Source organism: Streptomyces sp. BE303 (assembly GCF_036290945.1).
Taxonomy (GTDB): Bacteria; Actinomycetota; Actinomycetes; order Streptomycetales; family Streptomycetaceae; genus Kitasatospora.
This window is the reverse complement of sequence record NZ_JAQYWZ010000943.1, coordinates 1-12,746: the sequence shown is the minus strand read 5'-3', so window position 1 is coordinate 12,746 and position 12,746 is coordinate 1. Positions and strand designations below refer to the sequence as shown.

The 12,746-nt window shown below is 72.8% G+C and carries 11 protein-coding genes; 1 reads left to right on the top strand and 10 read right to left on the bottom strand.

The annotated features are described in order from the left end of the window. Window positions 1-39: 39 nt before the first annotated feature. Together PUR56_RS38895 and PUR56_RS38890 are read right to left on the bottom strand one after the other, a co-directional pair. Window positions 40-387 (bottom strand): ATP-binding protein, encoded by a 348-nt coding sequence (locus tag PUR56_RS38895; RefSeq protein ID WP_329952448.1) that lies wholly within the window; start codon window positions 385-387, stop codon window positions 40-42. 30 nt (window positions 388-417) lie between these two features. Beyond that, the gene (locus PUR56_RS38890; protein WP_329879738.1) at window positions 418-2,001 is read right to left on the bottom strand and encodes a peptidoglycan-binding domain-containing protein; all 1,584 of its coding nucleotides are present in this window, start codon (window positions 1,999-2,001) and stop codon (window positions 418-420) included. Between the two features lie 780 nt (window positions 2,002-2,781). Here PUR56_RS38890 and PUR56_RS38885 point away from each other — a divergent pair. Beyond that, entirely contained in the window at window positions 2,782-4,485 is a 1,704-nt protein-coding gene (locus PUR56_RS38885; protein WP_329952447.1) for a serine/threonine-protein kinase, read from the top strand. A 309-nt stretch (window positions 4,486-4,794) separates the two neighbouring features. On the opposite strand, the gene PUR56_RS38880 is transcribed toward PUR56_RS38885, so the two are convergent. From PUR56_RS38880 to PUR56_RS38845, 8 genes are all read right to left on the bottom strand, one after another. Beyond that, window positions 4,795-5,631, bottom strand: a complete 837-nt coding sequence (locus PUR56_RS38880) for a hypothetical protein (RefSeq protein ID WP_329952446.1) — start codon at window positions 5,629-5,631, stop codon at window positions 4,795-4,797. Between the two features lie 480 nt (window positions 5,632-6,111). Beyond that, entirely contained in the window at window positions 6,112-7,329 is a 1,218-nt protein-coding gene (locus PUR56_RS38875; protein WP_329879735.1) for a sensor histidine kinase, read from the bottom strand. Then, window positions 7,326-9,107 carry a sodium/solute symporter gene (locus PUR56_RS38870; protein ID WP_329952445.1) on the bottom strand — a complete coding sequence of 594 codons (1,782 nt, stop codon included), beginning with the start codon at window positions 9,105-9,107 and terminating at the stop codon, window positions 7,326-7,328. The genes PUR56_RS38875 and PUR56_RS38870 overlap by 4 nt, the downstream gene beginning before the upstream one ends. A 22-nt stretch (window positions 9,108-9,129) precedes the next feature. After that, window positions 9,130-9,510 (bottom strand): hypothetical protein, encoded by a 381-nt coding sequence (locus PUR56_RS38865; protein ID WP_329879733.1) that lies wholly within the window; start codon window positions 9,508-9,510, stop codon window positions 9,130-9,132. Window positions 9,511-9,571: 61 nt separating this feature from the next. Beyond that, window positions 9,572-9,901 (bottom strand): hypothetical protein, encoded by a 330-nt coding sequence (locus PUR56_RS38860; RefSeq protein WP_329952444.1) that lies wholly within the window; start codon window positions 9,899-9,901, stop codon window positions 9,572-9,574. Window positions 9,902-10,074: 173 nt separating this feature from the next. Further along, window positions 10,075-10,878, bottom strand: coding sequence for a LytR/AlgR family response regulator transcription factor (locus PUR56_RS38855; RefSeq protein ID WP_329952443.1), 804 nt, complete (start codon window positions 10,876-10,878; stop codon window positions 10,075-10,077). A gap of 189 nt (window positions 10,879-11,067) precedes the next feature. Beyond that, window positions 11,068-11,499, bottom strand: coding sequence for a hypothetical protein (locus tag PUR56_RS38850; RefSeq protein WP_329952442.1), 432 nt, complete (start codon window positions 11,497-11,499; stop codon window positions 11,068-11,070). A gap of 730 nt (window positions 11,500-12,229) precedes the next feature. Next, window positions 12,230-12,746: AMP-binding enzyme (locus tag PUR56_RS38845; protein WP_443034622.1), on the bottom strand; the 517-nt coding region annotated here is incomplete at its 5' end.

Below are 12,746 nucleotides of genomic sequence, written 5' to 3'. Positions count from 1 at the left end.
CGCGGCGCCGGCTTCGGTCGGCCCGCGCCGCGGCGGTCGTCAGGCCGGTAGCTCGGCCCGGACGCGTTGGCCGGCGGCGGTCTGCACGGCGCCCCGGGTGCCGGCCAGCGCGGCGACCAGGAGGAGGCCGCGCCCGTCGCGGCGTTCGGAGGTGTCGCCGGGGTCGGTGGTGATGCGCTGGTCGCGGTCGAAGCCGGGGCCGGAGTCCGTGATCTCCAGGCGCACGACCCGGCGGCCCGCCCCGGGTTCGCACAGGGCCGGGCCTGCCCGGGCGGGGGTGCCGCCGTGCTTCACGGCGTCGGTGGTGAGTTCGGTGGCGATCAGGGTGAGGTCGTCGCTCAGGTGGGGCAGCTGCCGGCCGGCAGGGCGGTCACCCGCGTGGTGCACCGTCGGCTACCTGCTCCGCGGCGCCGGTGGCTACGTGCGCCAGCAGGTCGGGCGGGGACCGGTTCCTTCAAGGGCCTGTCGGGTCTCGGTACCGTACACGGCGCGGCTGCGTTCCTCGCCCCGGATGTCGGCCGCTGTTTGGAAAGCTGTGAGGAATTCGGCGGTTGCTCTGTCGAAGAGGCCCTCCACGTAGGGCACGTTGAGCTGTCCGCAGCCCGCGCGCACCAGCAGGTCCTGCAACCGTGCCACGTCCGGTCCCTGGTCTCCGCGGCTCAGCAGGCGCGCCGACGGGGTGGGGGAGTGGCTGGGAGCCGGAGCGGGAGTCGTCCTGGGTGGCGGGGTGGGGGACGCAGGCGCGGGCGGTGGGACGGGTGGCGGGACGGGGGACGGCTCCGACGGCGGCGGGGAGTGGCGGGTGCTCGGGGGCGGAGGGACGGGTGACGGGATCGCGGGCGCCGGTGGGGAGTGGCGGGTGCTCGGGGGTGGTGAGGACGGCGACGCCGATCCGGTCCGGGACGGCCGGCTCGTCGTCTCCGGTGTCCGTACGGCAGAGGTCGGCAGTTCGGCCGGCGTCTGGGGCGAAGTGCTGGAACGGTCCGACGCGGTGGCCGCCGGTGTGATCGGTGCGGGCGAGCCTGTGGGGTGGTCGGCCGGTGGTGCTGTCAGGGCCGACCCGAGCGCCAGGACCGCCGTGCCGATGCCCGCGGCGGTCAGGACTGCCCGGCGGTACGTCCGCGGGGGAGAGGTCCCCGCCGAGGCCGATCCGGCCGTCGGACGGTCGGGGAGCGGGGCCGGGGGCCGATCGGTGCTGCCGTCCCCCGTCGGCCCGGGTGGTTCGGTGGCCGTCCGGCGGCGCGGCGGGCCGGCCGTGGGGCGGGTCGTGGGCGGGTCGAAGTGGACGAGCAGCCGTCTCATGAGGACGCGGACGTCCCACTGGTGGATCGCCCGGAGGTCCTCCAGGGCCCGGGTGCATCGGCGGCAGCGGGTCATGTGGCGGGTCAGGTAGGCGGTGGCCGGGCCGGCGTAGCGGGCCTCGTCGGTCAGCCGGGCCGCCTGGTGGCGGCAGCGGCGGTCGGGGACGGCCGCGACGTACAGGCGCGCGTACGCATCGGCGAGCTCCTGCCGAGCAGGCGCGGGGGGACCGTCCGAGCCGGGGGAGGCGATGAGGCCCCGCCACAGCACTGCCTCCGACGGGTTGGTGAGGGTTTCGAACGACCGGAGCAGGGGGCTCTGTTCCTCGGCCGCGGACAGGGTGGCCCGGTAGCCGTGGTGCGGTCCGGACTGCTGGTCCAACCAGTGCAGGAACCCGGGGGAGACGCTGTGCCGCTGGCCGGTCTCCGCTCGGCGGGCAGCCAGGTGGCGTGCCTCGCGGAGGAGACAGGGGATCCAGGGCAGGGCCGGGGGCGCCCCCTGGTGGCAGGCGTCGAGTGTCCTGGCGAGCGCCTCGGCCGAGAGTTCCTGCGCGTCCGACGTCGTGGCGCCCAGCCCCTGGACACAGGCCAGGATCACGTCGCCGTACCGACGCGTCAGCTCCTCGACGGCGTTGGAGGCACGTTCGCCGGACGGGAGTAATGCGCGGAGCTGGGCATCGCTGAGGGTGACGACAGGTGTCATGCGGATCCTCGCTGGCATGGTCCGGGTGGGCGACGGCGCACCCTGCTCGGGTGCCGTCGGCGCGGGCTGTCTGCTCGGTGGTCGGTCGGTGGGGCCTACTGCCTCGGCCACCCGACGGCGGGCGCTGCGTGAACGGCGGGCGCTGCGTGAGCGGCGGGCCTTCGGGCACCGGCGCGGGTGTCGTGCCGTCGGGCTTCCCGGGGCGGAGGGCCGTCGGCCGGGATCGGTGCCTGGCCGGCGGGGAAGGAGTCCAGGTGCATGAGGGTCGGTCCTTGGTCGGGTTCGTGATCCGGCAGTTCAGGGACTCGACGGCCGGACCAGGGTGTTCGGCGGTCCGCGCCGTGGCCGCCGCCGGATCGGCCCGACGGAGCCGGTGGCCGGTGGCCGGTGGTCGAGAGTCCTTCACAGGAGGAAGCGCGGGCCCCCGGCATCCCGCCCCGTTGCGCAACCGTTATCCACGCGGTGTTCCCGGCGGGGGAGGACCGCCGGGGTCGAAGGTGTCGCCGTCTCCGGCGGCGGGTCCCTGTCCGGCGCAGGCCCCGTCGGGCCGGGCGGCGGGTTCGCGCCCGCGAGAACGATCGTTGTAACGCTTCGACAACGACGCAGGTTCGCCGCGCACTTCGGCACTCCTTCCCACGGTCGCGCGGCTTCCCGAAGCCGAGAAGCGGTGGCCCGACGCAACCGGGCCGGAGCAGCTCCGGCCATGACGAGACGCACGGTGCCGACCGTCGAGGGCCGTCGCCGTAGGCCCTCGGCATGGCGATGAGACTGGAGAGAAGCATGACCAAGGAACCCGGCCGGGCGGTCGGCGATGTCGTGGCCGACCGTTTCGAGCTGAGACAGCGACTGGGCTCCGGGGCGATGGGGACGGTGTGGCGGGCGCACGATCCGGTTCTGGAGCGGGACATCGCGCTCAAGGAGATGCGGCCGCTTCGGCACGAGGACGACGAGCGCGCCGCTCACATGCGCGAGCGGGCCGTCCGCGAGGCCAAGGCCCTTGCCAGGCTCAACCACCGCAATGCGGTGAGGATCTACGAGATCGTGGACGATCTCCCCTACCCGTGGCTGGTCATGGAGTTCGTCGACAGCGTTCCGCTCGACGTTCTGCTGCGTGAGGCTACGCTGACGCCGGCCCAGACCGCCGGTGTGGGTCTCGACATCCTGGGCGCCCTGCGCGCCGCCCACGCCGCGGGCGTCCTGCACCGTGACGTGAAGCCCGCGAACGTCCTGATCCGCCCGGACGGCAGCGCCGTCCTCGCCGACTTCGGCATCGCCGCCCTCCAAGGCTCGCTCGACCTCACGGCCACCGGCGACCTTCTCGGCTCGCCCGACTACCTCGCGCCGGAACGGATCAGTGCCGAAGCGGCGGAAGTGGGCCCGGCCAGTGACCTGTGGTCACTCGGTGTCCTGCTGTGCATGTGTGTCGAGGGGGCGAACCCGATGCGGCGCGACACGCTCTGGGAGACCCTGGTCGCCATCCGGGAGGACCCTCTTCCGGACGTGTGCCGGGCCGGCCTGCTCGGTCCGCTGATCTTGACACTGCTCAGCAAGGACCCCGCCGGCCGCCCGAGCGCCGAGGAGGTCGCGCGAGCTCTCGCAGCCGTCGCTGACGGACAGCCCTACCGCCCGGGCGGCGGCCCTGAGGCCGACGCGGCCGCGGAGGCCTCTCCTGCCGGGGCCACGAGCGGGGCCGCTCCCTCTTCCTCGCCGGTCACCGCCCCGGCCGTCACCACCAGGACAAGGACGAAGCCGCGTAAGAAGCGGGCTCCCCGCCTCGTGCGCGTCGGAGTGTCGAGCGCCGTGGGCGCACTCGTGCTGGCCACCGGCGTCGCCCTCCACACGGCCCAGCGGGGCGCCCCCGAAGCCGCGCTCGGTATCGCGACGCCGACGACCACGCTCCCCAGCGCCGCCGTCCCCGACACTGCGGCCCCCACCCCCACCCCCACCGCCACCCTCACTCCCACCGCCACCGTTTCGGCCCCGGCGGCGGTGCCCCCCAGAACCGCGGCTCACACGACCCCCAGCACGACCCCCAGCACGACCCCCGCCACGACCCCCACCGCGACCCCCACCCCCGCCGGCACCGCCCGGGCTTCGGCGGCAGCCACTGTGGCCCCCACCGCCACGCCCTCCCCCACCGCGCCCTCGGCGACGGGCAGATGGATCGCCCAGCTGTCAGTCATTCCCCAGAGCGCCCCACAGGGCGAAGCGGACGAGGAACTGCTCACCATTCAGGAGGACATCCCCGGCGCGAAGATCCTCAACAGCGACGACTGGAGATCCCTCCCTTCCGGGAACTGGTTGGTCTATGTGACCGGTACATTCCCGGACGGCAACGCCGTTCTCGCCTTCTGCGCCCGGCAGGGCCGGAGCGAGTGCTTCGGCCGCTACCTCAGCCACGACGCCGACAGCCGCTACATCTGTCTGCCCCGGCGGGGCACCCCCGGGACCGGACGCGATCCCGAGAGCTGCGACCGTCCCTGACCTCGAACGCCTCTGTTCGGACGGCGGACCGCCGTCGGTACTCGACCGACGCCGGCGGATTCGGAGCGAGGTGGCCCCGCTCTCGATTCCCCGGACGGATCCGTCCACACGCCCTCGGGCCCGCACCGGCGGTGGACCCCACCGGTGACCGGGGTGCTGCAGCCGCGCAGCCGAGAGGGTCGAAGGTGTCCTTCCACGCGGGCACGTCGCCGGCCTGCGGCTGCGCTCGGCGTCGCTGAGGGAATCACGCCTGGCGGGCGCCCTCCCCGGCAGGGTCGGACGTCACGGGCGCGGCAGAGGCGTGTCGGGTCAGTTCTTGGACTGCCAGTAGGCGAACTGGCGGAGCGGGTCGCCGGTGAGCGACCACGGCCAGGCGGTGGCCACGTCGCCGAGCAGGCCGAAGGTCGCGGCGCTCTCGCGCGAGCGGCCGGCCTGGACCAGGGCGAAGGCGAGCAGGTTCAGGTCGGCCAGGGCGGCCGCGTGCTGAAGGTGGCCGTGGCGGGGCCAGTCGACCAGCGCCGCGTTCAGCACCCGGGTGGCGCGCTCGTTCGTCCACTGGCGGCGGACCAGCAGCGCCTCGATGCTTCCCCGGGCGGCGATGCGGGCGTGCTCGTCGACCAGTGCGGTCAGCTCCACGCCCACGGCCGGCGCGTTCGGGGGCACCGCGGCCCGGACCGTGTGCACGAAGTCCAACTGGCCGCTGCGCGAACCGCACTCCTCCGGTGACAGGTAGCGCAGAAGCTGCAGGTGGGCCTCGCGGTTCCAGGTGTCGCGTGAGGTCACCTCGTGGAAGGCGGCGAACAGCTCGCGCGAGTCCGCGCGCATCACCCGCAGGATCCCGAGCAGCACGACCCAGGGGGTCGGGTCGTTGGGCAGGGCGTCGGCGGCGCCGTAGCAGTTGGCGACGGAGGCACGGGCATCCTCCATCCGTCCCAGGTGCCGACCGCGGACCAGCTCGACCCAGGCTTCGAAGAGCAGTGGGTTCGCGTGGTGCGAGTGGCGCAGCCGCCAGAAGCGGGCGAGCGGCGAGGGCGCGGCGGCCTCGGCGAGGACGGCCAGCCGGTGCGCGCGGCGGTCCCAGTCCGTACCGGCCTCCTGGAGCAGCCGCTCGACCTGGTCGATGCGAATTGCGTCCTGACCCGGCATTGCGAGGGAATTCAGCTGCCGCCGCACACGGCCGAGTTCGACGTCGTCGAGTTCCGGCAGCAGGCGCGGGCCGGAAGCGCGAAATCTTCGAAGGATCGACACGCGCACAGCCTAGGCCCCCGGTCGAATTTCAGACAGACCTCGGAAGGGATCGTTATCCGGGTCATTCCGGTGACGGTACCGTCTTGTACGGCAATGGATTGACAGGTCTTCAGATTCGATCCGTTCGGTTGCTATCTGTTCGGTGCGGTGCTTCTCCTCGCACTCGATCGGGCGGAACGCTTCCGGATACGGATGGTGGTGTGGAAATCCCTGTCGATCCTCCCGAACAGTGCTCGGCCGTTCTGGTGATTCCGGTGCTACGGAATGGACGACGGGTCCATTGATGCGGACCTTTGCCGGAGACCCTGGACGCTGCATCTCCTGGCGTCCCGGCTTCGCCGGGTGACGACGCGGACCGGGCTCCGGGGGGTGTGACGGTCACGTTCCGTCGCCGGAGACCCTGTGGACGCCCGCCCGGTACTTGGGAAACCGGACGGTGATCTTCATGCCCGCGCCCACGGCCGTCTCGATGACCAGTCCGTGGTCGTCGCCGTAGACCTGTCGTAGTCGTTCGTCGACGTTGCACAGGCCTACGCCCGACGCCCTGAGCGTCTCTCCGGCAAGGATGCGCCGCAGTTCCTTCGGGTCCATCCCGATGCCGTCGTCCTCGATGGTCACCACCGCCTCGGCGCCGGCGTCCTGGGCGGAGATCGAGATCCGGCAGTCGTCCCTGGAGTCCTCCAGGCCGTGCTTGACGGCGTTCTCCACCAGCGGCTGGAGACACAGAAAAGGCATGGTGACGGGAAGGACCTCGGGGGCGATCTGGAGGGTCACCTTCAGACGGCTGCCGAACCGGGCCCCGGCCAGTGCCAGGTACTGCTCGATGCAGCGCAGCTCGTCGGCGAGGTGGGTGAATTCACCGTGCCTGCGGAACGAGTACCGCGTGAAGTCCGCGAACTCCAGGAGGAGTTCGCGGGCCCGTTCAGGGTCGGTGCGGACGAAGGAAGCGATGGCGGCCAGTGAGTTGAAGATGAAGTGTGGGGAGATCTGGGCCCGCAGGGCGCGTATCTCGGCCTCGATGATCCGGGTGCGGGAGCGGTCGAGCTCGGCGAGTTCCAGCTGCACGGACACCCAGCGGGCGACCTCGGTCGCGGCCCGGACGAGCACCGCCGATTCTCGTGAGCCGTAGGCCACGAGCGCGCCGCGAACGCCTTCCTCGCCGGTCAGCGGGGCGATGACGGCCCAGCGGAGGGGGCACTCGGGATCGTCACAGTCGGTGAACAGGCTCTGGCTGCGCCCCGACGCGAGGACCCCGGTGATGCGCGACATCACGCGTGCGGGGTGGTGGTCGGCGCCGCGGCCGTCCCAGGCCAGGACCGTCTCACGGTCGGTGAGGCACAGGGCCTCGGTGCCGAGCAGGGGGCGCAGCTGGCGGGTGGCCTTGCGGGCGGTGTCCTCGGTGAGACCGGCGCGCAGGGGAGGGGCGGCGAGGGAGGCGGTGTGCAGGGTGTGGAAGGTCGCCCGCTCGACCGGGGTGCCGAGGTCGAGATCCGGCCCGGAGCCGTGCCGTGCGCCCACCCGGCCGAGCCGGTAGCCGCCGGCGACGAGCAGGACGGCCACGGCGGTGCACAGGATGGCGAGGGCTGCTGCGGTCATCGTTGCCTCCTGGGGGCGGTCCGGTCGGTGACCTCGTTCCCGGTGCCTCGCCGTGGCGCGCCCTCCGGCTGCGGGCGGCCAAGCATGTCCTCGGGCAGGTGGAGGCGCGCCAGGATCGCGGCCGCTCCGGGCGGTGCGTGCCGTGGTGTCGCGAGGGACACCAGCACCATGGTGAGGAAGCCCAGCGGTACCGACCAGGCGGCGGGCCAGGCGAGCAGGGTGTTGATCCATCCCTCCGGGGTGATCCCGGCCCGGGTGGCCAGGACGGCGGTCAGGGCCGCGCCGCCTCCGGTGAGGAGGCCGGCCGCGGCGCCCGGAGGTGTCAGCCGGCGCCACCAGATGCCGAGGACGAGCAGGGGGCAGAAGGACGACGCCGAGACGGCGAAGGCGAGTGCGACCGCGTCCGCGACCGGCACGTGGCTGGCGACCATGCTCACGGCGCAGGGCACGGCCATGGCGATGACGGTCGCGAGGCGGAAGTACCGGACGGCGGGCGAGGGGAGCATGTCCTGGGAGAGGACTCCTGCGACGGACATGGTCAGCCCGGAGGCGGTGGACAGGAAGGCGGCGAAGGCGCCGCCGGCGAGCAGCGCGCCCAGCAGTTCTCCCGTCACTCCTCCGATCACGTGCTGCGGGAGGACGAGCACGACGGCGTCGGCCGCGCCGACGAGGGCGAGCTCGGGTGCGTAGATGCGGCCGAGGGCGCCGTAGACCGGCGGCAGCAGGTAGAAGGCGCCGACCAGGGCGAGGACGACGAGGGTGGTACGGCGAGCGGCGTTTCCGTCGGGACTGGTGTAGAAGCGGACCGCGACGTGGGGCAGGCCCATGGTGCCGAGGAAGGTCGCCAGGATCAGCCCGTACGTGGCGTACAGCTGGTAGCCCTCGCGTCCGCCCGCCAGCGGTTGGGACCAGACCGGGTCGGCACCGGTGGAGGCCCGCCGGGGGACCTCCGCGCCGTCGGGGAAGGACAGCCTGGTCCCGGCTTGGATGCGGTGGGTTCCCTCGGCCAGGGTGACCTGGCTGCCGTCGTAGGGGGTGCCGTCGACGGTGCCGACGGCGCCGACGGTCAGGGGTTGTTCCAGCTGGACGCGGACGGTGTCGTCCAGCCGTACGACGGTGTGTTCCCGGAAGACGGCGGGGGCGTCGAACCTGACCCGGGGTGCGTCGTCGCCGAACCAGGCGGCGACGAGGAACAGCGCCGGTACCAGGAGTGCGGTGAGCTTGAGCCAGTACTGGAAGGCCTGGACGAAGGTGATGCTGCGCATGCCACCGGCGGCGACGGCTGCGGTGACGACGACGGCGACGACGATCGCGCCGACCCATTCGGGGGCCCCGGTCAGGATCTCCAGCGTGAGACCGGCGCCCTGGAGCTGCGGCAGGAGGTAGAGCCAGCCGATACCGACGACGAACAGGCTGGCCAGCCGGCGTACGGCGGGCGATTCGAGCCGCGCTTCGGCGAAGTCGGGGATGGTGTAGGCCCCGGAGCGGCGCAGCGGGGCCGCGACGAGGACCAGCAGGACGAGGTACCCGGCCGTGTAGCCGACCGGGTACCAGAGCATGTCCGGGCCCTGGAGGAAGATCAGTCCGGCGATGCCGAGGAAGGAGGCGGCGGAGAGGTACTCGCCGCTGATGGCGGCGGCGTTCAGGCCGGGTCCGACCGTGCGGGAGGCGACGTAGAAGTCCGAGGTGGTCCGGGAGATCCGCAGTCCGAGAGCGCCGATGAGGACGGTCGCGAGGACGACGAGGGCGACGGCCGTCACCGCGTAGGTCTGGTTCACCGGCAGGTCCTCATGGGTGGGTTCAGCGTCCTTCGACGAGTCCGGTGAAGTCGCGCTCGTTGCGCTCGGCCCGGCGGACGTAGCGGCGGGCGATGAGCCACATCACCGGGTAGACGGCCACGCCGAGGACCACCCACAGGAACGGGTCGGCCGGGGAGAAGGAGCCGAGCGCGGCGGCGGGGAGGGCGAACAGCAGCGGGAGGGTGCCGATCAGGAGAAGGAGTGTGCCCAGGGCGTACAGGGCTGCGCGGAGCTGGCTTCGCATCAGCGAGCGCACGTAGATGTCGCCCAGGGCGGTCTGCTCGGTGATTTCGCTGCGGGCCGGACGGTCGCGTGGCGGGCGGTGGACGCGTCTGGGCACTCCGGTGACGACCTCGCGGCGGGGTCGGTGGTCTGCGGGCATCGCGTCCGCTCCGGTGTCTGGTGGCGAGTCTTCCGGGAGGGTGCCCGGAAGGCTTCGAAGACTACAGAGCGGTGGTGGAAGAAGGTAGGTTTTGGGCGCTAAGTCCGGTTGTCTTCGTCGGGTGGATCACGTGAGCGTCCCGGGTGGCGGCCAAGGCGATCTCCAGCTCCACATAGGAGTCCTCGGCGTGGCGGAAGGCCACCTCAAGGGCCGCTTCCGCGTGGGGGCCCAGGAGGCCGTGCGCGGACTCCTGGATCTCTTCGAGGACGTCGGCCCAGCGCCCGGCTGCGGCCTTGGCTCTGGTGAGGAGCGCGGTGACATCCCCCGGGTGTGAGGACCGGATCCGGTCCAGCCCGTGGAGTTCCTCCAGCAGCGCTTCCATGTCGGACATCCGGCCCCCTTTGCCGATGATCAACGGTAACGGCGACGGGGTGCCTGGACCATCGCTTCGGGCTGCCGTTCGACCAGCGGGCCTCTGCGTCGCCGGGCGTACCGGCCGGCGCGACGAACGGCTCCCCGGCGCGCGCCGGACGGCGGCCGAGCGCCGTGGAACGGCGCCGGGGGTCAGCCGCGCGCTCGGCGCATCAGCAGATCGCGCAGCTGGCGGGCGTGGCGGCGACTGACCGCGAGTTCCGCCGTTCCCACCCGTACGGTCGTGCCCCCGGCATCCAGTCGCAGTTCGTCGATGCGGCCGAGCGCGACGAGGCGGCTGCGGTGTATGCGGACGAAGCCGCGGGAGGCCCAGCGTTCCTCCAGCACGGCCAGGGGGATCCGCACGAGGTGGCTGCCCTCGGCCGTGTGCAGGCGTGCATAGTCGCCGTGGGCCTCGACGTAGGCGATGTCGCCGACCGCGACGAACCGTGTGACACCTGCGAGTTCCACCGGGATGTGTGCGGATGCGTCCTCGACCGCGGAGGTGTCCGGGGCCGAGGGCTGCGTCTGCGCCTCCCCGCCCGGGGAGGGGTCCTCGCGGGCGGACTCGGCCAGGTCGCTCGCGCGGCGCACCGCCTCCGACAGCCGCTCGCGCCGCACCGGTTTGAGGACGTAGTCGACGGCCTTAAGGTCGAACGCATCGACGGCGAAATTCTCGTGGGCCGTGACGAACACGATCAGAGGCGGCCGGGCGAACCCGGCCAGGAGCTTGGCCATGTCGAGCCCGGTCAGGCCCGGCATGTGGATGTCCAGGAAGACGACGTCGATGGCGTCCGCGTCGTCGGGTCCGGCGCCGACCGCCCGGCCGATGCGGCGCAGGGCCTCGGTGGCGTCGGTCGCCCCCTCGGCGCGTTCGACCCGCGGATCCGCGCGCAGCAGGTACAGCAGTTCCTCAAGCGCCGGCTTCTCGTCGTCGACGGCCAGTACGCGCAACATACTGCGCATTTTACGGGCCGAGCGGGTGCCAGGCCACGGCCGTGGAACGTGCTCTCCTCCGTGGGAGAGCCGGTCGGGTGCGGCGAGGCGGTGCCGGCGCCGCCCGCCCCGGTCGGGGCATCCGCCCGGAGGCCCCCGACACCTCGGGTGGCCTCGGACGGATGGGGCCGTGCCGCCCCGGGCGCCGGCTCACGCCGCTTCCCGCTGCGGCACGAGCTGCCTGGGCTGCGCCGTACGGAACGCGCGCGGTGCGGGGACGCCGACCGCCGGGAGGAGGCCGGAGCGGGTGAGTTCGATCAGGCGGCACCCGAGCCCGCGCAGCCGGGCGGCCACGGTCCGGGCCTCGCCGTCGTCCAGCGCGAACACGAACAGGCCCGGTATGAGCAGCGTGGTGATCCAGTCCCGCTCGATGGACCGCACGAGGCATTCCAGCTGTGGCAGGCCGTCCACCGGTCGCCGGCCGTTGTCCACGTACTCCGCGGGCTCCGGCAGGCAGTGCCGGTGGGCGAGCCGCTCCAGCGCGCGGCGGTGGCACTCCATTCGCGTGCTGTCGTAGGGGTAGCACCGCAGATACATGGCGGGCCGTGTCCGGCCGATGTCTTGTCGGGGGAACGTGAGCATGCCGTGTTCACCTACTCGTTTTCTCGCCGTCCGGGTGGGGCGCAGTAGCCGCACCGGCGCGCGTCAGATCTGTCAGGGCCCGCTCACAGATTTCGCCGTGGGTTGCCACCAGTGCCCCCTTGCCGCCCGGCGTGTTCGCCGCCTTCGGTCCATCCCAGCCCACGAAGGCCCGCGCCGATAGGCATGCACGGCAGGACGTGCGACGAACGGTCGTACCGTGCGGCCAGTGGTACGCCGAGCGGTCGATCGGGGACCGGGTGGTGTCGGCGGTGACCGGGGGTGGTGTCGGCGGTGACCGGGGGTGGTGTCGCCGAGGGGACGGGGCGGGTCCGCGCCCCGGCCCAGGAGGCTGCGGCCCAGGAGGTCCGGTGCGGCGGCGGCAGCAGCGGGCGATCGGGGCACCGGTGGAGCCCCGGTGGGCTCGGCCGTCCCCGGGGGCCCGGCAGCCCCGCTGCTTCGCCCCGTGACGGGCCGGGCCCGGCGGGTGAGCCCGTGTGTCGGTGGGCCCGTGGGCACCGGACGGGCGCGTCGACACCATCGGTCGCGGCCTCGCCACCGGCGGTTGCCGAACGGTCACCGAACTCCCTTGTGGGGAAAGGGAACCGGCGTGAATGCCCCGGGCACCTGGTGGCCGGGTCTGCCCGGCCGTGGCGAGTGGGCTCCGGCCTGCCGGGGCGCCCGGGGCGGTGCGGAGCCGGCCCCGCGGCTCGGGCGTGCGAGGTCGACTTCGTCAGGGGCGTTCCTGCACCGGGGAGTTGGTGAGCTGGGTCTGGATGAGGTTCATCACGGTGGAGTCGGCGAGGGTGGTGGTGTCGCCGATCTCGCGGCCTTCGGCGATGTCGCGGAGCAGGCGGCGCATGATCTTGCCGGAGCGGGTCTTCGGGAGCTCGCCGACGACCTTGATCTGCTTCGGCTTGGCGATCGGGCCGAGGGTGCGGCCGACGTGGGCCCGCAGTTCCTCGACCAGCTCGGGGCTGTCGGCGGCGGTGCCGCGGAGGATGACGAAGGCGACGATGGCCTGGCCGGTGGTGGCGTCGGCGGCGCCGACCACGGCGGACTCGGCCACGGACGGGTGTCCGACCAGGGCCGACTCGACCTCGGTGGTGGAGATGTTGTGGCCGGAGACGAGCATGACGTCGTCGACCCGGCCGAGCAGCCAGATGTCGCCGTCCTCGTCCTTCTTGGCACCGTCACCGGCGAAGTAGCGGCCCTCGAACCGCGACCAGTAGGTGTCGATGTAGCGCTGG